The sequence below is a fragment of the Dermacoccus barathri genome (genome assembly GCF_015070805.1).
GTDB classification, from domain to species: domain Bacteria; phylum Actinomycetota; class Actinomycetes; order Actinomycetales; family Dermatophilaceae; genus Dermacoccus; species Dermacoccus abyssi.
The window spans coordinates 232048-253305 of record NZ_JADCTK010000002.1 but is presented as its reverse complement, the minus strand read 5'-3'; the positions used below and the strand labels follow the sequence as shown (position 1 = coordinate 253305).

20 protein-coding genes are annotated in these 21258 nt (G+C 69.4%); 6 read left to right on the top strand and 14 right to left on the bottom strand.

Translation table 11 applies throughout. From position 1 onward, the window contains the following. Nucleotides 1-44: 44 nt before the first annotated feature. The 7 genes from IM689_RS04220 to IM689_RS04190 form a co-directional block, all read right to left on the bottom strand. Nucleotides 45-1844 carry an LpqB family beta-propeller domain-containing protein gene (locus IM689_RS04220; protein WP_193643038.1) on the bottom strand — a complete coding sequence of 600 codons (1800 nt, stop codon included), beginning with the start codon at nt 1842-1844 and terminating at the stop codon, nt 45-47. Beyond that, nucleotides 1841-3619, bottom strand: a complete 1779-nt coding sequence (gene mtrB / locus IM689_RS04215) for an MtrAB system histidine kinase MtrB (protein ID WP_319803800.1) — start codon at nt 3617-3619, stop codon at nt 1841-1843. Before mtrB ends, IM689_RS04220 begins: the two co-directional genes overlap by 4 nt. Next, nucleotides 3600-4283, bottom strand: coding sequence for an MtrAB system response regulator MtrA (gene mtrA / locus IM689_RS04210; protein ID WP_193643037.1), 684 nt, complete (start codon nt 4281-4283; stop codon nt 3600-3602). The genes mtrB and mtrA overlap by 20 nt, the downstream gene beginning before the upstream one ends. A gap of 527 nt (nt 4284-4810) precedes the next feature. Next, nucleotides 4811-6274 carry an adenosylhomocysteinase gene (gene ahcY / locus IM689_RS04205; RefSeq protein ID WP_193643036.1) on the bottom strand — a complete coding sequence of 488 codons (1464 nt, stop codon included), beginning with the start codon at nt 6272-6274 and terminating at the stop codon, nt 4811-4813. Nucleotides 6275-6458: 184 nt separating this feature from the next. Continuing rightward, the gene (locus IM689_RS04200; RefSeq protein WP_193643035.1) at nt 6459-7433 is read right to left on the bottom strand and encodes a DUF808 domain-containing protein; all 975 of its coding nucleotides are present in this window, start codon (nt 7431-7433) and stop codon (nt 6459-6461) included. Between the two features lie 105 nt (nt 7434-7538). Then, on the bottom strand, nt 7539-8579 hold the full coding sequence (locus IM689_RS04195; protein WP_193643034.1) for a cation diffusion facilitator family transporter: 1041 nt from the start codon (nt 8577-8579) through the stop codon (nt 7539-7541). Between the two features lie 42 nt (nt 8580-8621). Next, nucleotides 8622-9251: a TetR/AcrR family transcriptional regulator gene (locus IM689_RS04190; RefSeq protein WP_193643033.1), complete on the bottom strand. Its 630-nt coding sequence runs from the start codon at nt 9249-9251 to the stop codon at nt 8622-8624. Between the two features lie 19 nt (nt 9252-9270). Here IM689_RS04190 and IM689_RS04185 point away from each other — a divergent pair, with 19 nt between their 5' ends. Beyond that, entirely contained in the window at nt 9271-9618 is a 348-nt protein-coding gene (locus tag IM689_RS04185) for a serine hydrolase (RefSeq protein ID WP_193643032.1), read from the top strand. Nucleotides 9619-10065: 447 nt separating this feature from the next. On the opposite strand, the gene mtr is transcribed toward IM689_RS04185, so the two are convergent. Both mtr and IM689_RS04175 read right to left on the bottom strand, forming a co-directional pair. Further along, complete coding sequence (mtr, locus tag IM689_RS04180) at nt 10066-11451, bottom strand: mycothione reductase (RefSeq protein ID WP_193643031.1); 1386 nt, start codon at nt 11449-11451, stop codon at nt 10066-10068. Nucleotides 11452-11546: 95 nt separating this feature from the next. Then, nucleotides 11547-12191, bottom strand: a complete 645-nt coding sequence (locus tag IM689_RS04175; RefSeq protein WP_047311904.1) for a response regulator — start codon at nt 12189-12191, stop codon at nt 11547-11549. Nucleotides 12192-12287: 96 nt separating this feature from the next. Between IM689_RS04175 and IM689_RS04170 the strand changes: the two genes are divergently transcribed. Next, nucleotides 12288-13880, top strand: coding sequence for a GAF domain-containing sensor histidine kinase (locus IM689_RS04170; protein WP_193643030.1), 1593 nt, complete (start codon nt 12288-12290; stop codon nt 13878-13880). Between the two features lie 101 nt (nt 13881-13981). On the opposite strand, the gene deoC is transcribed toward IM689_RS04170, so the two are convergent. Both deoC and IM689_RS04160 read right to left on the bottom strand, forming a co-directional pair. Next, nucleotides 13982-14683, bottom strand: coding sequence for a deoxyribose-phosphate aldolase (deoC, locus tag IM689_RS04165; RefSeq protein ID WP_193643029.1), 702 nt, complete (start codon nt 14681-14683; stop codon nt 13982-13984). Between the two features lie 78 nt (nt 14684-14761). Further along, complete coding sequence (locus tag IM689_RS04160) at nt 14762-15934, bottom strand: SIS domain-containing protein (RefSeq protein WP_193643028.1); 1173 nt, start codon at nt 15932-15934, stop codon at nt 14762-14764. A 105-nt stretch (nt 15935-16039) separates the two neighbouring features. On the opposite strand from IM689_RS04160, the gene IM689_RS04155 reads away from it, so the two are divergent. Both IM689_RS04155 and IM689_RS04150 read left to right on the top strand, forming a co-directional pair. After that, on the top strand, nt 16040-16456 hold the full coding sequence (locus tag IM689_RS04155) for a hypothetical protein (RefSeq protein WP_193643027.1): 417 nt from the start codon (nt 16040-16042) through the stop codon (nt 16454-16456). After that, a complete protein-coding gene (locus IM689_RS04150; RefSeq protein ID WP_193643026.1) occupies nt 16453-17652 on the top strand; it encodes a glutathionylspermidine synthase family protein in 1200 nt (399 codons plus the stop codon). Before IM689_RS04155 ends, IM689_RS04150 begins: the two co-directional genes overlap by 4 nt. Before the next feature lie 87 nt (nt 17653-17739). Here IM689_RS04150 and IM689_RS04145 read toward each other — a convergent pair whose 3' ends face one another. From IM689_RS04145 to IM689_RS04135, 3 genes are read right to left on the bottom strand one after another with little or no spacing between them, the layout of a single operon-like run. Further along, entirely contained in the window at nt 17740-17958 is a 219-nt protein-coding gene (locus IM689_RS04145; RefSeq protein WP_047311899.1) for a Trm112 family protein, read from the bottom strand. Then, nucleotides 17955-19403, bottom strand: coding sequence for a phosphomannomutase/phosphoglucomutase (locus IM689_RS04140; RefSeq protein WP_319803799.1), 1449 nt, complete (start codon nt 19401-19403; stop codon nt 17955-17957). Before IM689_RS04140 ends, IM689_RS04145 begins: the two co-directional genes overlap by 4 nt. Before the next feature lie 10 nt (nt 19404-19413). Next, nucleotides 19414-19851, bottom strand: coding sequence for a DUF3499 domain-containing protein (locus IM689_RS04135; RefSeq protein WP_193643024.1), 438 nt, complete (start codon nt 19849-19851; stop codon nt 19414-19416). A 235-nt stretch (nt 19852-20086) separates the two neighbouring features. Between IM689_RS04135 and IM689_RS04130 the strand changes: the two genes are divergently transcribed. Both IM689_RS04130 and IM689_RS04125 read left to right on the top strand, forming a co-directional pair. Further along, nucleotides 20087-20413, top strand: coding sequence for a metallopeptidase family protein (locus tag IM689_RS04130; protein WP_193643023.1), 327 nt, complete (start codon nt 20087-20089; stop codon nt 20411-20413). Next, nucleotides 20410-21228, top strand: coding sequence for an SDR family oxidoreductase (locus IM689_RS04125; protein ID WP_193643022.1), 819 nt, complete (start codon nt 20410-20412; stop codon nt 21226-21228). The genes IM689_RS04130 and IM689_RS04125 overlap by 4 nt, the downstream gene beginning before the upstream one ends. The last annotated feature ends 30 nt before the right edge of the window (nt 21229-21258 follow it).

Below are 21258 nucleotides of genomic sequence, written 5' to 3'. Positions count from 1 at the left end.
TTGTGGAAGAGCCGGTCCCACGGCGTGGTGGGACGTATCTCCCGTCACGGGTTGGGGACGATGACGTCCCCACGCGAGAGAAAGCTGCTCCACGACGAGCCCAGCCGTGTGAAAACTGTCTGGTTCGACGTCCGGACGAACAGCCCGTCGGAGCCACGCAGCGTGCTCGCGAGCCCGTCGCCGTGACGCACGACGGCGAGCGGCTCGACGACGTCGTCGATCGTCTGCAGCGCCGGTCGCTTCGTCCCGTCGATCGTGCCGAGAACCGCGAGGCTCGTCGCGTCTGCCCACACGATGCTCGTCGGGTTCTTCACACCCCGGGCCGCGACATGGGCCGGACCCAGGCGGACGGGGCGGCCCTTCGCGTCACGTTCCACCGCTGCCAGAACGGCGCGGCGCCCCTTCGGGTCCTTGACGATCATGGCGAGACGTTGGCCCTCGGGGGACATGCTCAGCGACTCAACCTCGCCTTCGCCGAGCCACGGCACCTGCAGCCGCACCGGGGCCGCGCCGGCCTCACTCGCGGACGTGTCGACGGCCCACACCGACGCGTCGCGCACCTTCGAGTCGGACCTTCCCGACTCCGCGTTGGAGAACGCGTGCCCGGCGGTCCACAGCCAGCCGCTGGCATCGAACGCGGGGCGTACCAGATCGGTACCGAGCGAGTCGAGCGTGACGGCGCTGCCGTTGACCCATCGTCTGATCGAGGTGCGGTCCTTCGAGACTGCAGCGATCTGACGTCCTCCTTGGCCCGCTGCCAGGAACGTCCAGTTCGCCTCGACGGCGGGAAGCGACGGTCGCCCGCGCGCCGCTGCTTTCGTCGTGCCCGAGACGGCGTCGTTCGCCGACGCCTGCGTCCAAGCGAGGTAGGTGCCGCTGCGGGAGATGACGGTGTCGACGCCCCCGGTCGGGAGGCGATACCCCACGTCCGAGACCTCGTCGACCGTGCTGGGAAGGTTCTCGGCCTCCAAGCGGGTGGCGCCCACCGTGAGGTTCAGCGTGCCCACCTCGGGTGCCTGAAGAAGGGTGGCGGTCATGGCGGCCCACAACGCCGTGCGCTGGGCGTTGTCAGCGCCGCTGGCCTGCTTGGACAGGTCGACCTGGGCGGTGCCCTCGCGAACGGGCACGGCGTCCACGGCGAGACGTGTGCCGTCGGGAGCGCTCTGTTCGACGGCCGGTTCGAGCCATGCGGGCGGCGCGGACAAGGACGCTCGGGCGAGCGCCGTCGCAAGGCCCTGACGTGGCAGGACGCGGGGGTCGGCGATGAGGACCCGTCCGTGGCGGGCCGGATAGTAGACGTTCGCCTTCGTGAAGAGACGGGTGACATCCGAGTCGCTCATCCACACGCCGAGGTTCGGCGGCAGGTCGGTGAGGCGCCATCCTGCGGAGGTCTCGCGGACGGAGAACTCGAGGGTCCGCTCGTACTGATCGGAGCGCTCGAGGTGTCCGTCCGGAGAGATCGTCGCGACGACGGGAATCCGCAGCCGAACCTTGCCCGTCTCCGGTCGGGTGGCGACGATGTCGCTCTCTCCGCTGAAAACGGTCACGGCGGAACCCGGCTTCCACGCGGTGGAGGCTTCGGCCGTCAGGAAGGTGCGAGCCGCTGCGTGGTTGTCCTGCGACGACATCTGTGCCCGCACGAACCCCGTGGCGATGGAGCGCGGATCGTCGAAGGAGGACGCCGTGAGCGGCTCCACGGCGAGCGGCTCGTCGACGGCTCCGGCGTCGACGGCCTGACCGGCGCGCACCCCCGTCGTCGAGGGCAGGCCAATGCACCCGCTGAGAGTGATGACTGCGGCGAGGGTGAGCGCGGACAGACGCGCTGGACGGCTGAGGCGGCTCATTCGTCCCTCCTCGGCCGGGCGACGGCTTCGCCCTCGAGGGTCGGGGGCAACGCATTCGTGGCCTTCTTGGTGCCGATCGTGCTCGGGTAACCCGAGACGAGGCGCGCACCGCCGTCGGAGGTGCGCATCGTGCCGCTGGCGATCTGCTTGGGCGCGGTGACGCTGGAAGGCTGCAACGGCCCGGGGCTCGAGGCGATGGGGATGCCGGGGTGGCGCGGCAGGGTGAGGCGGAAACAGGAGCCCTCCCCCGGCGCACCCCAGGCTTCGAGGAAACCGTCGTGCAGGCGTGCGTCCTCGAGGGAGATGGAAAGGCCCAGGCCGGTGCCCCCGGTCGTGCGCGCGCGAGCCGGGTCGGCCCGCCAGAATCGGTCGAAGACCTTGTCCGCCTCGCCCTCCTTGAGACCGATGCCGTAGTCGCGGACGCTGACGGAGACCGCCGTCACGTTCGAGCGGACGATGACGACGACAGGCGCGTTCTGCCCGTGCTCTATGGCGTTCGACACGAGATTGCGCAGGATGCGCTCGACACGGCGGCGATCGATGGGCACCTCGACGTCGGTGGGCGCGTCGAGCACCAGTTTGACGCCCAGCTTCTGCGCCAGTTGCTCGTGCATGTCGATGACATCGGCGGCGAGGGCGGTGAACGACACGGGAGTGCGGCTGAGGACGGCGCCACCGGCGTCGAAGCGGCTTATCTCGAGCAGGTCGGCCAGCAGCGCTTCGAACCGGTCCAGTTCCTTCGACAGGAGCTCCGAGGAGCGGGCCACGTGCGCGGCGAAGTCACCGCGGGAGTCGTGGATCATGTCGGCGGCCATGCGGATCGTCGTCAGCGGTGTACGCAGTTCGTGCGACACGTCGGAGGTGAAGCGCTGTTGCAGGTGCGACAGGTCTTCGAGCTGGCCGATCTGACGCTGCAGGCTGGAGGCCATGGCGTTGAAGCTCGTCGCGAGACGGGCGATGTCGTCCTCGCCGCGCACGCGCATGCGCTCGTCGAGATTGCCGGCGGCGAGGCGTTCGGAGACGTGGGCCGCAGACCGAACGGGCGTGACGACGAGCCTCGTCGCGAGATAGGCACAGGCACCGATGAGGAGCACGAGGCCCAAGCCGCCGGCGGCGAACGAGTTGCGCACGATGCCGAGCGACTGGGCTTCCTTGTCCATCGGGAAGACGAGGTAGAGGTCGTACGCGCCCGCGTTCGGGATGTTGACGCGGGAGCCGACCATGACTGCGGGCACGTCACCGCCGTCGGCGTGGTGGAGGGTGATGATCTTCGTCTGCTGGTGCGCAGGGTCGCGGGCGAGCGCGCCTCGCACGTCGGCGGGGGGCGTGATCTCGCCGGCACCGGCGGTGCTGACGCGCGGGATACCGGGGCGTGCGTTGTCACCGGCCCGCATGAGGACGACGAGTCGCGAGGTGTCGTCGAGGGGGCTGGAGATGCGTCGCACGGAGTCGCGCGACAGGTTGTACAAGGTGGTGAGGTCGGTCTTGTCCGTGGCGTCGAAGGCGTTCTGGACGTCGGCCGTCTCGCGCAGCGCGACCTGCTGGGCGGAGCTGGTCTTGCTCCGCACGAGACCGTCGGCAATGCCTTGGTACATGAGGGCACCGACGGCGAGCACCACCGTCAGCCCCATGAGCATCGTGAGGCTGATGACGCGGAAGTGCAGCGACCGCCGCCACGTGCGACCGAGGAACGCGGCGAAGCGTCGGGCGCCGGCGACGACGGCGGAGAGCGCGCGTCGGGCGGGTCCGCGGCGCTCAGGAATGCTGGGCGGCACCGGCCTTGTATCCGACTCCGCGGACGGTCAGGACGATCTCGGGGTTCTCGGGGTCCTTCTCGACCTTGGAGCGCAGGCGCTGGACGTGAACGTTGACGAGGCGCGTGTCGGCCGCGTGGCGGTAGCCCCAGACCTGCTCGAGGAGCACCTCGCGACTGAAGACCTGCCAGGGCTTGCGGGCGAGGGCGAGAAGGAGGTCGAACTCGAGCGGCGTGAGGGAGATGGCTTCGCCGTCGCGGGTGACGGAGTGGGCGGCGAGGTCGATGACGAGGTCACCGATGGCGACGATCTCGGGCTCGTTGTCTCCACGGCGCAGGCGGGCGCGGACTCGGGCGACGAGTTCGGCGGGCTTGAAGGGCTTGCTGACGTAGTCGTCGGCGCCCGCTTCGAGGCCGCCCACGACGTCGAGGGTGTCGGTACGCGCCGTCAGCATGATGATGGGCACGACGGATTCGGCGCGGATCTTGCGGCAGACCTCGACTCCGTTCATGCCGGGCAGCATGACGTCGAGCAGGACGAGGTCGGGCTTGAAGTCGCGGAAGGACCCGAGCGCTGCGGAGCCGTCGGCGACGTGGGAGACGTCGTAGCCTTCGCCGCGCAGGACGATGCCGAGCATCTCGGCGAGTGCCGGGTCGTCGTCAACAATCAGCACACGGTTGGTCACTGTCTGCCCCTTTCAAGATGCTCGGGCGGTGTGCCCGGGCGTCGCCCGGCTCATTGTCACACACAGGTAACGGTGGGCGGCTGCACGCGAGCACGGCGCGCCCACCCTCCGGAGTCCAGTGGGGACGCTCGGCCGACCCGGGCCAGTCGGGACACAACGCGTCGAATCGCCAATTCGGCACCCAAGCGCTGTCCGTCAAGACAAAACCAGCCACGACGCCCCAACGGCACCTGAAGCGCCATCCGTCAGGACCGAAGGTGCCACAAGGAACCGTGGGCACCTCGAGACCACGAAAGGTGACAGCCACACGAAAGCCGCCCACCTCGAGAAGTGGACGGCCGCGTGTCGCACCGAGCGGGACGAGTGAGCTTGCGAACTCGTCCCGCCGGAAGACGCGCCATGATGCGTGTCGCACCGAGACAGGCCCGCTAGGGCCTGGCCGGAAGACGCGCCAAACAACACCTGACCCGAAGATCGTGCGGGCGCCGAGCGAGCTTGCTCGCCGGGCGCCCGCACGATCGAAGTGGTCAGTACCGGTAGTGCTCGGGCTTGTACGGGCCGGCCACGTCCACGCCGATGTATTCGGCCTGGTCCTTGCGCAGTTCGGTGAGTTCGACGCCGAGGGCGTCGAGGTGGGCGCGGGCGACCTTTTCGTCGAGGTGCTTGGGGAGCGTCTTGACGAGGGGCTTGCCGTTGGCGCGGTAGGCATCACCGTTGGTGAACAGTTCGATCTGGGCGATCGTCTGGTTGGCGAACGAGTTGGACATGACGAAGCTCGGGTGGCCGGTGGCGTTGCCGAGGTTCATGAGGCGGCCTTCGGACAGGACGATGATGGAGCGGGCTTCTTGGTCACCGTCGGCGGGGAACGTCCACTCGTGCACCTGGGGCTTGATCTCGACCTTGGCGATGCCGGGGATCTTGGCGAGGCCGGCCATGTCGATCTCGTTGTCGAAGTGGCCGATGTTGGAGACGATCGCCTTGTTCTTCATGCGCGACATGTGGTCGGCGGTGATGATGTCGAAGTTGCCGGTCGTCGTGACGAAGATGTCGCCGTATTCGCAGGCCTTGTCCATGGTGGTGACCTGGAAGCCTTCCATCGCGGCCTGGAGCGCGCAGATGGGGTCGATCTCGGTGACGACGACGCGGGCGCCCTGGCCGGCGAGCGCCGCGGCGACGCCCTTGCCCACGTCTCCGTAGCCGGCGACGACGGCCACCTTGCCGCCGACGAGGACGTCGGTGGCACGGTTGAGGCCGTCGAGCACGGAGTGGCGGGTGCCGTACTTGTTGTCGAACTTGCTCTTCGTCACGGAGTCGTTGACGTTGATGGCCGGGAAGAGCAGTTCGTCGGCGCGCGAGAGTTCGTAGAGGCGGTGGACGCCTGTGGTGGTCTCCTCGGTGACGCCCTGGATCTGCTCACCGATCTTCGTCCACTTCGTGGGGTCTTCGGCGAGGGTCTTGCGCACGAGGGCCTTGAAGACGCTGAACTCCTCGGAGTCGTCCTCGGTGGTGGGCGGCACCTGGCCGGCCTTCTCCCACTCCGTGCCCTTGTGCACGAGCATCGTGGCGTCGCCGCCGTCGTCGAGAATCATGTTCGGGCCCTCGTTGCCGGGCCACGTGAGGATCTCGTTCGTGCAGTCCCAGTACTCCTCGAGCGTCTCGCCCTTCCAGGCGAACACGGGCACACCCTGCGGGTCGTCGACGGTGCCGTTCGGGCCGACGACGACGGCCGCGGCAGCCTCGTCCTGGGTGGAGTAGATGTTGCACGACGCCCAGCGCACCTCGGCGCCGAGGGCGGTGAGGGTTTCGATGAGGACGGCCGTCTGCACCGTCATGTGCAGCGACCCGGCGATCTTCGCACCGGCGAGCGGCTTGCTCTCGCCGTACTCAGCACGCAATGACATGAGACCGGGCATCTCGTGCTCGGCCAGGCGCAGCTGGTGACGGCCGGATTCGGCGAGTGAGATGTCGCGGATCTTGTAGTCGAACGGCATGGTGGTCTGTTTCCTTCGCATTCGGTGACTCGAGATTCCGGCGTGCCCCTCTGGGCTGCTCTCGTGCATGGGTTATCGCCCGCGCCGACTGGCCGTGAGTCTACCGGCCACCTCCGACACGGCCACGTCGAACGGCCGCCGCACGGGACGCGCGACGGCCGTTCGAGAGGTGAGGTGCGGCAGCTCAGTGCGCGGGCGCCTCGCCCTTCGACTTGGCACGAGCGGCGAGGATCGGCGTCACGATCAGCGCGACGATCGTGCCGACGATGAGCCCGAAGATGCCGCTCGCGACGGTGTTCGTGAGCCATCCGAGCACGCCGCCGAGTGCGCCAGTGGCCTCGTGCACCGCTTCTTCGACGTGATGGACGGCCGAGTACAGCGGGTGGAAGCCGAGTTCGTCGGTGCCGACGAGAAGGATGTGGCCACCGACCCAGAGCATCGCGACGACGCCGACGGTGGACAGGAACGCCATGACCTTGGGCATGAGGTTGACGAGGAAACGGCCGAACTTCTCGCTCTTGCCGCCCTCGATGAGGCTGAGGCCGACGTCGTCCATCTTCACGATGAGTGCCACGAAGCCGTAGACGAGCACCGTGATGAGGACGGCAACCACGGCCAGAATGATCGCGCGCGAGACGAGCGGCTGATCGGTGACCGACTTCAGGGCGATGACCATGATCTCGCCGGAGAGGATGAAGTCGGTGCGCACGGCCCCGCTCACGACCTCGTCCTCGTCGATCTTCTCGGTGGCAACGTCCTCGTCCTCGCGCTCCACGGCACTCTCGTGCCCGTGCTCGCGGCGGTGCTTGAGGGCGTGGATGATCTTCTCCGCGCCCTCGAAACACAGGTACGTACCGCCGAGCATGAGCAGGATCGTCACTGCGATCGGGAGGAACTCCGAGAGCACCAGCGCGATCGGGAGGATGAAGAGCAGCTTGTTGCGTAGCGAGCCGATCGCGATGCGCTTGATGATCGGCAGCTCTCGCTCGGCCGCGAGGCCCTGCACATAGCGCGGCGTGACGGCGGTGTCATCGATGACGACGCCCGCTGCCTTGGCACTGGCGCGGCCGGCGGCAGCGGCCACGTCGTCGGTGGAGGCCGCCGCGAGGCGGGCGAGCGCTGCGACGTCGTCGAGCAGCGCGAAGAGTCCGCCGGCCATCAGTGACCGCCTCGGGTCTCGACGCGGACCGGGCGAACGTGCTCTCGATTCATGGAGCCAACCTTAGAGAACTTCGATGCGTCCCTGCGAATGCGCTGAGCAGACCTATCGGTCGTCGGGTCGCGAAGGGCCGACGTGCCACTCCCCCGGAGCGTTCTCGCGCTGGGCTGACGTGACGTGCCCGATGCCGCCGCTCGCGTCCCCGCCGGTATCGACGTCGGGCTCGAGGTAGACGAGCATCTGCAGGTCGGGATCGACGCGCCGGGCGGCCTGCTGCGCCGCGTCGATGGAGCGCACGATCTCCGCACCGCGCGCCTGCGGGTCGATGGCGATCTTGGCCGCCACCATAAGCTCGTTCGGGCCGAGGTGGGAGGTCTTGAGGTGAATGACACGCTCGATTCCGTCGGCGGATTCGATGGCACTACGGATCTCGCGCACCGTCTCCGGGCGGGCTGCCTCACCGAGGAGCAGGGAACGCGTCTCGCGAAAGAGGAACGCCGCGACGGCGATGAGGAGCAGACCGATGAGCCCGGCGCCCACGGCGTCCCAGATGCCGTTCTCGGTGAACACCGCCAGGCTGACGCCGAAGAGCGCGACCGTCAAACCGGCCACGGCAGCCGAGTCCTCGCACAAGAGCACCGGGAGTTCGGGGCTCTTGGCATTGCGCAGGAACGAGCCCCAGGACTGATCGCCCTTCTCCTTCTTGGCCTCGCTCACCGCTGTCATGAGCGAGCGACCCTCCATGAGGATCGAGGCGACGAGCACGACGATGGGAACCCACCACCACTTCTCGTGGGTGCCCGGGTGCGGCGCGTCCGGCAGAGACATCTCGTGGTACTTCTCGTACGCCTCGTAGAGCGAGAACATGCCGCCGACGCTGAAGATGACGATGCTGACGACGAAGCCCGCGACGTAGCGCTCCCGCGCGTAACCGAAGGGGTGGAACTCGTCGGCATCCTTGCGGGCCCGCTTGCCGCCGACGAGCAGCAGGATCTGGTTGCCCGAGTCGGCCACCGAGTGGATGGCCTCGGCCAGCATCGAACTCATGCCGGTGAGCATCCAGGCGATGAACTTCGTCACGGCGATGCCGAGGTTGGCCGCCAGGGCCGCGAAGATCGCCTTGTTGCCGCCCGAGGAGTCACTCATACGTGCAGCCTACGGTCCGCTTCCACAAGCCACCCACTAACGTCAGCTCCCGTATTGCCGACAAGGGTTCGGGAAGGTCGAAGCGCATTCCTGGGCCAGAACTCGACGCGCCCGGGCGACCTCGTCGGCGTCGTCACGCAGAAGGAGCGTTCGAGCGAGACCTCGGGTCACCGCGAGTAGGCGCCGCGCTTCGTCGTCCGGGTCGACGCCCTCGCGCGCCTCCCCGCACTCCTCGGCGTTGACGACGGCCTCACGCAGCCGTGCGAGCAGGACGTCGTCCGTGCGTTGCCACGCCTCGCGCAGGCTCGGCTGTCGAAGCGCCACGGAACTGAAGTGGTCGAAGAGGATCGTCTCGTCTCGGCGATCGTGGTCGAGCGGAAGGAACTGTGTCAGGGCGCCGAGCACCATGTGTTCGATCCGCCCCCGCGCCTGTTCCTCGCTCGCCACGAGCGTCTCGATCCGCCTTTGCTGTACCTGCAGGGTTCGGTCGTAGGCGTCGGCGAGCAGGACGTCCTTGGAGGCGTAGTAGTGCTGCACCAAGCCCACCGAGACACCCGCACTCGCCGCGATGCGGCTCATCGTCGCGGCCTCGGGCCCGTCACTGGCGACGAGGCCACGCACCGCATCGATGATCTGCGTGCGACGAGCGTCGTGGTCGGCGGTTCTCGGCATGGACTCAGCGTAGCGACCCGTGCACAATAACAATATGCGCATATTTAAATGGCGATTGCCGGCACTCCCCTTCCTCCTCCTCGCACTCACCGTGGGCTTGCTCCGGCCCGGTGCCGCGTCTGCTCTGCCGGCTGCCCCCGCAGACACTGACCCGCAGAAGTTGGCCCGCGAAACCCGCGAACGCCTCGGATGGCCCGGCCTTGCCATGCGTGTCCTTTCTCGGGACACGATCGAGACCGAGTACCTCGCGGGGACCGACGGCACCGGCAGGCCTCTCACCGCTGATTCGGCGCTGCCTGTGGGGTCCGTCTCCAAGTCCTTAACAGCTCTGGCGGTGCTGCAGTTCGTCCACGCCAGCGACGTGTAGCTCGACGCACCGGTAGCGCGGCACTTCACCTGGATACCGAACGACGAGACCGCCGTCCGCGATCTCCTGACGCATCGCAGTGGCCTGAGCGCCCGCGAGGGGCTCGACGCAGCGGAACGCTACGACAACAGTTCCCGGGCGGTGACGACCCGTTGCTCTGGTGGTCGCCGTGGGCACTGAGCGCGCTGGCGGTCCTTCTCGTGTTCGGTGCAGCCACGTGGGCTCGACTGACGCGGCTCGGCGGGCGCATACGTCGTCATACCCGCGCCTGCACTTGGGGGTTCTCCGTCGCCTCCGCGCTGCTGACGAGCGCCGCCTGGTACGCACCCCGCGCGCTCGGGCACGATCGTCGGCAACGCATGATCTGGTTGCCGGATCTGTGGTGGGCCACAACCGCTCTGTGCTGCGCGGGCGTCCTCGCAGCGCTCGTCGTGACGGTGAGCGGGATCAGGCGTCGTGGGGCGGGAACTCCAAGCCCAGGAGGGCGTTCTCCAGCACCTCGGTGAGGGCCGGGTGAATCCAGTACTGGCCGCGCGCCATCTCGTCGGCAGCCAGACCGAACGACATCGCCTGGATCGCCGGCTGGATGAGCGTCGAGGCGTCGGGGCCGACGAAGTGGACACCGAGCAGCTTGCGCGTCTCCTTGTCGGCGATGACCTTGCAGATGCTCGAGGTGTCCTCGAGCGCCCAGCCGTAGGCCGTCGCGCCGTAGGCCTGCACCTTGACGGTGACGTCGTGGCCTGCGGCGCGCGCCTGCGCCTCACTCATGCCGACCGTGGCGACCTGCGGGTGGGTGAAGACCGCGCTCGGCACCACGTCGTGCGGGAACGGACGGAGGTCGTTCGGGTGGACGAGGTTGTGCGCGACGCAGCGTTCCTCGGCGTTGGCGACGTGCTTGAGCTGGAACGGCGAGCTCGCGTCACCGAGCGACCACACGCCGTCCACGCCGGTGCGGCCGTACTCGTCGACGACGACGCGACCGTCGGGGCGCACCTCGACGCCGGTGTTCTCCAGGCCGAGGTCGTCGGTGTTCGGTCGGCGGCCGGTGGCGACGAGCAGCAGATCGCCGTTCACGGTGCGGCCGTCCGAGAGCGCGAGTTCGACGCCGTCGGCTCCGTGGCCGGCCGACGTCAGCTCGGCGTTGCGCACGAGCGTCCACTGGTTCTCGACGGCGTTCGTCAGGGTCTGGCTCACGTCGTCGTCCGCGTGACGCAGAACGCGCTCGCCGCGCAGCACCATCGTCACGTCGACGCCGAGTGAGCTGAAGACGTGGGCGAACTCGAGCGCGATGAAACCGCCACCGACGATGACCAACGACGAGGGCAGGTCGGCGATCCGCATGACGGTGTCGCTCGTCTCGTACGGCACGCCCGAATCGGTGATGACCGCGGGGATGACCGGGCGGGCACCTGTGGCGATGACGATCTGGTCGCCGGTGACCTCCTCGTCGTAGCCGTCGACGCGCAGGCTGTGGTCGCCCGTGAAGCGTGCGTGGCCTGAATAGACGGTGGTGTTGCCGTCCTCGGAGCCGCGCTCACGGTACTCGCGTCCGCCGAGCGCGATCGGGTCGATGCGCCCGAACACGCGCTCACGGATGTCGCTCCAGCGCACGTGCTGCACGGACGCGTCGACACCGAGGCGCGAGGACTCGCGTGCGCTGCGGGCCACCTCGGCGGCCTGGACGAACATCTTCGTCGGGATGCACCCGACGTTGAGGCACGTACCCCCGAAGACGCCCTTCTCGATGATGGCAACCTTCTTCTCCGCGAAGTCCGGCGTGACGAGGGGGTTACCGGAACCGGTACCGATGATGACGAGGTCGTAGTGGGCCATGAGGTCCACCTTAGACCCCGACGCCAATCGGCCGCAGCACGCGAAAATCCGCGTCGTAACTGGCGAGACCGGCGTCACACCGGCTCGCGCGCAGGTCAGTCGTGCGGGTGGCGCAGGCGCTCCATGAGCACCGCGGCCTGGGTGCGCGATTCGAGCCCCAACTTGGACAGGAGGCTCGTGATGTAGTTCTTCACCGTCTTCTCCGCCAGGTGCAGGCGCCCGGCGATCTGACGGTTCGTGAAGCCCTGCGTGATGAGGTCGAGCACACGCTTCTCCTGGTCGGTGAGCGCGGCCAGCTCGGGGCGCAGCATGACGTCCTCGCCGGTCAGGCGCGCGCGAATGCGGTCGGCGTCCTCCCCCTTGAGCAGCGACTCACCTGCGGCGACGCGTTCGATCGTCTCGACGAGGTCGGCGCCGCGCACCTGCTTGAGGACATAGCCGCTCGCACCCGCGAGGATCGCCGCGAGGAGGGCCTCGTCGTCGTCGTAGGACGTGAGGATGAGGCAGCGGATGTTCTCGTCCACGCTGCGTACCGCGCGGCACACCTCCATGCCCGTGCCGTCGGGCAGACGGCCGTCGAGGATCGCGACGTCCGGGCGCGCAGCGGGGATACGACGGATCGCCTCGGCGGCGCTCCCACTCTCACCGACGACCTCACAACGCCCGGAGGTGGAAAGGAGCTCGGCGAGCCCTCGGCGCACGATCTCGTGATCGTCGAGCAGATAGACACGAACAGCCATGCCCCCATTGTGGACGCCCGTCCCCCCGGAGGGGACGTGTGCGGCGAAGTCTGCGGGGAGCCGCTCGTCACACCTGGCGCCCCTAGACTCGCGTGCATGGTCACTGCATCGCAGCCCGCCTCGCCCCGCAGCCCGCGCGACGACGATCGCAGCCCCTCCCCCGACGACGCGCTGCTCACCGCCGTCATCGACCTGAGCAAGGACCTCGCGCTGCGACCGTTGCTCCACCGTTTCGTCGAAACGGCCGTCGACCTCACCAACGCCGAGTACGGCGCGCTCGGCATCCTCGACGCCGACGGCGGTTTCGAGGACCTCGTCCTCCACGGCATCGACGCCGAAACGGCCGCGCTGATCGGCGACGGGCCGCACGGCAAGGGCGTCCTCGGCACGATCATCCACGAGCCGCACACCCTTCGGGTGGCCGACATCAGCCGTCACCCCGAGAGCGTCGGGTTTCCGCCCAACCACCCGCCGATGAGTTCCTTTCTCGGCTGCCCCGTCGTCATCCGTGGGCAGGTCTACGGCAACATCTACCTGACGAACAAGCGCTCGGCGAATCAGTTCAGCAACCGCGACGAGCGAGTGCTCGAGGCCCTCGCCGCGGCGGCCGCCTTCGCGATCGCGCACGCTCGCACGCTCGCCGAGGCAGAGGCCCGTGAACGCTGGCAGAGGGCCGCGGCCGAGGCCGTCGCCCTGCTTGCGAAGCTGCCGCCCAAGCAGGCGTGGCCGGCTGTCGTCGAGCGCTTCGATTCCATCCTCACCGCCGACCACGTCGAGTACGTTCCCGTGCATCGCATGACGGAGCGCCTCGGCCAAGACCTGGCCGACGACTTGGCGCTGCGCCCGGATGCCCGTTTCCTCTCCGGCGCCAAGGCAGCCGCGCTCGTCGACGACGCCAAGCGCTCGGCGCTGCTCGTGCCGGTGACGGCCGAGGAGGCCTCCCCCAGTCTGCTGCTCATCGCGTGGGACCGGGCGCTTCTCTCGATCGCGCCGGAACCGCTCGAGGCGGTCGGCCAGATGCTCTCCGACCGCCTGTCCGTCGCGACGCTCCTCGCCCACCAGCACGCGGAGTCCGAGCGCGTGGCCATCCTCGAGGATCGCGACAGGATCGCCCAGGATCTGCACGACCACGTCATCCAACGCCTCTTCGCCGCCGGCATGCGGGTGCAGAGCGTCATGCCGCTCGTCGGCGACACCGTGGCCTCCGAGAAGCTCGACGCCGTGGTCACCGACCTCGACGAGACGGTGACGGACGTGCGTCGCGCGATCTTCGACCTCAAGCAGGGAGGCGTCGCGCTCGCGCTGGCCCGCAGCATCGACCAGCTGGCTCAGCAGGGCAGCGACGCGCTCGGGTTCATGCCGTCGGTCGCCGTGGGCGGCGACTACTGGACGCTCGACGACGCCCTCGTCATGGACATTCTCGCCGTGGTGCGCGAGGCACTGAGCAACGCCGCCCGGCACGCCGGAGCGTCGGCGGTACGGGTGGCGCTCGACGTCGGCGAGGACGTGCGCCTCAAGGTGACGGACGACGGCGTCGGGCTGCCCGAGCACGTCGAGCGCCGCTCGGGGCTCGACCACCTCGTCGCGCGCGCCGAGCGGTGGGGCGGCTCGTGCACGGTGCGGGTGAGGCCGCGCGGCGGCACGGCCGTCGAGTGGCGGGTGCCGCGTCGCCGGCCGACCGAGGCCTGAGCACGGCCCGCGTCCGCCCCACGTCCACCCCGGGACAACGACGTACCGACGACGAAGGACACCGACTCAACCGGTGCCCTTCGTTGCGTTCAGATACGAAATCAGTAGCCCGCCGCGCCCTCGGCGCAGGCCGCCGACGCGTCGCCGGAGCCGCCTTCGAGACCGTCGAGCACGGCGCGCGTGCCGGACAGCCCGAGTCGCGACGCGCCGGCCTCGATCATCTCGCGGGCCGCAGCGGCGTCACGGATGCCGCCGCTGGCCTTGACGCCCAGGTTCGGGCCGACGCACTCACGCATGAGGCGCACGGCGTGGGCGTTGGCGCCACCGCTCGGGTGGAAGCCCGTGGAGGTCTTGACGAAGTCGGCGCCCGCGTCGACGGCCGACTCGCAGACGCCGCGGATCTCGTCGTCGGTGAGGGCAGCGGACTCGATGATGACCTTGAGAACGGCGTTCGGGATGGCGTCGCGCACCGTGCGGATGTCGAGCTTGACCGCCTCGAAGTCGCCCATCTTGGCCGCGCCCACGTCGATGACCATGTCGACCTCGTCAGCGCCGCGCTCGACCGACTCGGCGGCCTCGGCGGCCTTGACCGTGCTCGTGTGCTTGCCGCTCGGGAAGCCGCAGACGGTGGCAACCTTGACGCTCGTCTCGACGGGCAGCATGTTCGGCGACACACAGATCGAGTAGGCGCCCAACTCCTCGGCCTCGCGGGCCAGCGCCGCGACGTCGTCAGCCGTCGCTTCGGGCTTGAGCAGGGTGTGGTCGACCATGGCCGCGACCTCGGCCCGGGAGAAGTTCGTCATGCGCCCAAGCCTAACCAGCGAAGACGTTCCCGTCCTCACGCAGACGACACGCCCGCCGCCCCGTGCCGACCGCGGGCGTCATGCCCGACGGTCGCCGAGATGGTCGCGCAGCTGTGTCACGTGCCGCGACACATTCGGGTCGAGACCTTGGCCGAGCGCGAGGTAGGTGGCGGTGAAGTCGACCCTCTGGACGAGTTCGGCTAGTCGCGCGATGGGCGGGCCATCGCCGGGGTGCACCTCGACGACGGTGGCGCCGGCCGCGAACGCGCTGTCCTGAACGCCCGCAGCAACGCCGGCCAAGTCCGAAACGGCACCTTCGGGGTCGCTGTGGAGGCTGAGCAGCCCGAGCCCGGGCTGTCGGGGCGCGTCGAGGAAGGGGTCGGCGAAAATGTCGTCAGGGGCCGAGGCCGCGCCACTACCGCCACCGGCCGTGAAGGGGCCGTCGAGCGTCGCAACGACAGACGCGGCCGCATCCGGCAGCTCACCCCAGGTCATCGGCACCCGAGCGGTGCGGGCGAACATCGACGCGGCGCGGCGGGCCGCAACAGCGGCGACGGGTCCGTCCGCGAGCGCCATGGGCACGGTACCGGCGAGCTGCAGCGCCGCGAGCTTCGCGGGGTTGACGAAGTGCTCGGAGCTGGGGCGGCACACCTCAGCCTCACGGTCGAGGTGGGTGATCGCCTGCTCGAGGTGGCTGTTCGTGACGTCGACGAGGCCGAGGTGCCCCGCCGCCATGAGTACCGGGGTGAGCAGCGACCACATCGCCGTCCGGCTCGACGTGCGCCCGCGCCCGACCGGGATGTGCGTACCGCGGGCCCGCGCACACACATCCGCCAGGGGTGAGTCCGCTGCCCCGACGGTGAGCAGGGACGCTCCACGGCGTGCGGCTTCCGAGGCGAGCGCGAGCGGCCCGGCGGCCCGCCCGGAAAGGCTCACCGCGACGACGAGGTCGAGGGGGCCGACCCATCCCGGCAGCGGCACGTCGCGTCGGGTGATGACGGGAACGGGCGCCCCCGGCTGGGCGAACGTCTCGAGGACGTCGGCGACGACGGCGCTGCCACCGAGCGCGCCCACGAGGACGGCGCGGGGCCGCTCACCGTCGGCCGTGCGCTCCACGCCCGCCTCACGGGCCAGCGTCATCGCTTCGCGCACCTGGGCGCCGGCTGTGGCCAGCGCCCGCAGGGAGTCGCGCGAGTCGCAGCGTTCGAGGTGACGGGCGTCGTCCAGCCAACTCTCGTCGAGGTAGGGCATGTCACACCTTCTGTCGCTCGGGGGGACGGAACGCCCGAGGGGATCCGCGCGTCACAGCCTAGATCGCGCGATACATTGACGTCCTACTCGAAGGAGAGGATTCGGATGCCTACGACCAGGCGCAAGGGTGGGCTCGCCCTCGGCACGACCACCGTTCTCGCCGCCGGTTTCCTCACCGGATGTTCGTCGTCCAAGGGCGCCGACTACGCCGGGGTGTGCCGCGACAAGGCCACGGGTGAACGGCTGCCGGACAGCGAGTGTCGCTCCGGACATCACGCCGGCGCCGCATGGGTCTTCTACCGCTCGGGCCAGCGCGTCGCCCCGGTGGGCGGAAAGCTCGACAGCTACGCCACGTCGATTCCGAAGAACGCCACCTACGCCGCCGGTGGGTTCGACGCCCAGGGCGGCAAGGTGACGAAGTCCTCCGTCCGCGAGGGCACTCAGATCAAGGGCGCCGAGGGCTCGTCGAAGGGCAGCGTCGTGCGTGGCGGCTTCGGCAAGGGCGGCGGCGGAGGCGGATGAGGCGCCTGGCCTGCGAGCCGCGCCCGAACTTCCGCGACATCCTCGATTCCGAGGGCATGCTCTGGGCGTCCGAGACCGTCGACGGCCACGACGTGCCGTACTGGACGGACAGCGCCTACTACTCCTTCTCCCCCGCCGAGATCGACCGGCTCGAGGCGGCCACGGACGAACTGTGGGGCATGTGCCTGAGCGCCGCGACGTGGATGCTCACGACGTACGACGACCGGCGTTTGTGCCTGCCCGAGGGCTCGACCCGGCGGCTCCTGGCGAGTCTCGAGGAGGGTGATCCGGGCTCACACGCCCGTTTCGACCTGTGCCTCGCCGGCGACGGCACCCCCAAGATGCTCGAGATCAACGGCGACACCCCGACGATGCTCGTCGAGTCGGCCGTTTCCCAGTGGTCCTGGCACGAGGCGAACTTCCCCGAACTCGACCAGTGGAACTCGATCCACGAGCGGCTCGTCGGTGCGTGGAAAAAGCGCGTGGCCGCCGGGCAGGACGACATTCACTTCGCGGGGCTTCTCCACCTCGTCGAAGAGGCTTCCACGCTCGCCTACCTCGCGGACACCGCCGATCAGGCCGGCGCGACGACGAGCCTGTTCGATCTGTCCGACGTCGGCCTGGACGTCGACTCGCGCCGCTTCGTCGACGGCCAGTCGCTCCCGATCGACGTCTGTTACGCGCTGTACCCGTGGGAGGACCTGCTCGTCGAGCCCTTCGGCGCCCACATCGAAAGTTCCGGCGTGCGCTGGATCGAGCCTCTGTGGCGTTCGGCCCTCTCGACGAAGGCGCTGCTCGCGGCGCTGTGGCACCTCTACCCGGGCCACCCCAACCTGCTTCCGGCCTACCTCGACTCCCCGCGCGACCTGCGCGAGTACGTCGCGAAGCCGTTCTTCGGCCGTGAGGGCGCCTCGATCCGCGTCCACGCGGAGGGTCGCGACTGGACGCACGGCGGCCAGGAACACGACGAGTCGTTCTGCTACCAGCAGTGGTGGCCGCTGCCCGACTTCGACGGCAACCGGCCCGTCATCGGAGCCTGGGTGGTCGACGGTCACGCGGCCGGCATGGGCATCCGCGAGACCGACGGCCCGATCACGGACGGCGGTGCGCGCTTCGTTCCGCACGTCATCGAGGCTCCGGCACCCGAGGAGTCGACCGTGCAGCGCTGGCTCGCCGAGGACGACGTCCGCCTCTGAGCCACGCGCCCGACACCACGCACAGCACGCGGCGAGACCGCTTCCCGATTCGGGAAGCGGTCTCGCCGTAGGTACCAGGTGGGCCGGTCAAGCCTCGGTGGGCAGAACCGTGGCCTCGTCGACGAGGAACACGGGGATGCCGTCGCGGATCGGGTACTGCAACCGGCCACCGCGCTCGGCATCGGCTTCGGTGGCGACGAGCACGGGCTCGCCGCCGTCGTCGACCCCGTCGACGAGCTCACTGTGCGTGACCGGGCAGCGCAGGATCTCACGCAGCCACGGTTCGATCGTGACGCCTCGGTTCACTGGGCTTCTCCTTCTCGGACGGCGGCGAGCGCGGCATCGCGCACGCGCTCCATCGTTGCACGGTCGGCTGCCTCGACGTTGAGGCGCAGCAGAGGTTCTGTGTTCGAGGCGCGCAGGTTGAGCCACCACATCGGATCGCCGTCACCGCCTTCGTGGACGAAGGTGACGCCGTCCACGCCGTCCTCGGTGTACTCGCCCTGGGAGGCCACCCACTCGCGAACGCGGCCAGTGGCGGCGATGGCGTCACTCACGGTCGAGTTGATCTCGCCGGAGGCCTCGTAGCGGGCGTACTCGGCGACGAGCTGCGAGAGCGTCCCCTCCTGCTCACCGAGCGCGGCGAGCACGTGCATCGCCGCGAGCATGCCCGTGTCGGCGAACCAGAAGTCGCGGAAGTAGTAGTGCGCGCTGTGCTCCCCGCCGAAGACGGCGTCGTGCTCGGCCATCTGCGCCTTGATGAAGGAGTGGCCGACGCGCGTGCGCACCGGCTTCGCCCCGTTCTCGGTGATGACCTCGGTGACGGCGCGCGAGCTGATGAGGTTCGCGACGACCGAGACGTCCGAAGCGCGGGTGCCCTTGGCGACCTCCTTCGCGATCTCACGCTGGGCAACAAGCGCCGTGACGGCCGACGGCGTCACCGCGTCACCGTTCTCGTCGATGACGAAGCATCGGTCGGCGTCACCGTCGAAAGCCAGACCGATGTCGGCGCCGTGCTCGACGACGGCCTTCTGCAGGTCGACGAGGTTGGCGGGCTCGAGCGGGTTGGCCTCGTGATTGGGGAACGTGCCGTCGAGTTCGAAGTAGAGCGGGACGATCTCGAGCGGAAGCTCGTCGAGCCCCGCATCCGTGCCGAGGACCGCGGGCACGGTGTGGCCGCCCATGCCGTTTCCGGCGTCGACGACGACCTTGAGCGGGCGTCCGCCGGACAGGTCGACGAGGGAACGCAGGAAGGCGGCGTAGTCGCCGAGCATGTCGCGCTCGTCGATCGTGCCGGGTTCGCCGTCGAAGGGAACCGCCGTGCCACGAGCGAGTGCCCACTGGGCGAGGTCACGCATCTCGGCGAGGCCGGTCTCAAGCGAGACGGGGCGCGCGCCGGCGCGGCACAGCTTGATGCCGTTGTACTGCGCGGGGTTGTGGCTCGCGGTGAACATCGCGCCGGGGATGCCGAGAGCACCGGAGGCGTAGTACAGGCCGTCGGTCGAGCACAGGCCGATGAGAGTGACGTCGATGCCGTACGAGGCGGCGCCCTCGGCGAAGGCTCGAGACAGCTCCGGCGAGCTCGGGCGCATGTCGCGGCCGACGACGACGCCCTCGGCTTTTTCGGGGCGGGCCACGATTTGCGCGAAGGCGGCGCCGAGTTCGCGCGCGACGGCCGGCGAGAGCTGCTCGGGCACGAGGCCGCGAACGTCGTAGGCCTTGATGAAGTCGTTGAGTACGGGGGCGTTCACGCCGACGATCCTACCGGCCGGCGTCGCCCGCTTCCGTGGACACGTCGTCGTCCGTGGCATCGGGCAGCGCGCGCAGGTGACGACGGCGTGAGGCCGTCGAGAGGAAGGCAGGGTCCTCGGCCCGGGCGGCACGGGCGGGCTTGCGCACCGGCTCCGGTTCGGGCTCGGCCGGTGGGCGAGCCGCGGCGCGGCGCACGGCCTCGGCGAGCGCCACGAGGTCGTCCGGTGTGGGCTCCGGCGGCGTCATGTCGACGGCCAGGCGCACGATGTCCCAACCTCGCGGCGCGGTGAGACGCTGAGCGTGATCGGCGCACAGGTCGTACGTGTGCGGCTCTGCGTAGGTGGCCAGGGGGCCGAGCACGACCGTCGAATCCGCATAGACATACGTGAGCGTCGCCACGGCGGGCTTCGAGCAGGCGGATCGCGAGCACTGTCTGGTCAACGTCACGTTGCACAAGGTTACGCCAGTGGGGTGGCTGCCCCCGTCTGCCGCGACCGGGACACGCCCAGTCGGGCCCCGCCCGCGATCAGGTGCCCTTCGATACGCTGACGCGGTGAGGAACAAAGCAGCGCGCCCAGGCCGACAGTCCGGCCTCGACGCTTCCTCCGCCCCGGGCGCGCCCCGTCGCGACCGACACGAGCGCCGCTACCGGGGGCCTCTGGCCTGGCCCGCGACTCCGTCCATGAGATCGCGTTCGGCCGCGTTCGACGACGCCGTCCTGCGTGCTGTCGAGGTGTGCGAATCGCGCTGGTCGGTCAGCGTCACCGACATCGAGATCGGCGTCGAAGAGGTTCCGCCGTCCGACCCGAGCTCGTGGGAGGACTCGGTGCCCCTCGGGCGCGCCTTCCCCGCCGACGGTCGCCATCGGGCGCGGATGGTCCTCTACCGCCTTCCCATTCAGACACGCGCACACGACCGGGTCGAGCGTGAGGCCCTCATCGAACACGTCGTGCGCACCCAACTCGCGGGCCTGCTGGGCCGCCCCCTGGACGACGAGGACGACCTGTGACGACGACCCCCACCGCTGCCCCGATCCTGCCTCCCGACGTGCTCGGCGTCGGACGCACGCCGGTTCTCGTGACGGGTGCTTCGGGTGTTCTCGGCCGCGCCGTGGTGGAGGAACTACGCGCATCGGCCATCCCGGTGCGAGCGCTCGTCCACCGCACCCCGATCACCGACGTGACCAGCGTGGTCGGCGACATCCTGACAGGGGCGGGCCTCGACGAGGCACTTCCGGGCGTGGGGGCGGTCATCCACTGCGCCACGGACCCGTCGAATGCCCGAGTCGACCGCGACGGAACACGCAACCTCCTGCGTTCTCTCGACGCCTGGGCACCCGGCGCCCACCTCGTCCTGCCCTCGATCGTGGGGTGCTGGAACAACCCGCTGGCCTACTACCGCACGAAGGCAGACACCGAGAACCTCGCCGAGTCCTGGTCGGGGCGCGCGTCGATCGTGCGAGCGACCCAGTTCCACACCCTCGCCCACGAGGTGGTGAGCGGCGCCGCGGCACGGCTCACGGGAGCCGAATCCCGCGTCCGGGTCAGCCCGGTGGACCCCGAATGGGTGGCGCGCAAGCTCGTGGACGTCGCCCTCATTCGCACGAGTCTTGCGACGCCGCTCGAGTTGGCCGGACCGGAGACCTTCTCGCTCGGTGAACTCTCCACACTGACAGCTCACCTCGAGAGCCGCCGACCCGTTCGGTCCGTGCGTGTGCCAACGCTCGGAGGTGTTCTGCGCTCCTTCGCCCGTGGCACGAATCTGCCGGGCGAAGAGGTCCAGCGCGGTGGACGTACCTACGCTCAGTGGCTCGCAGCTCGCTGACGCACGAGCCCCCGGGTGTCCGACCCGCGA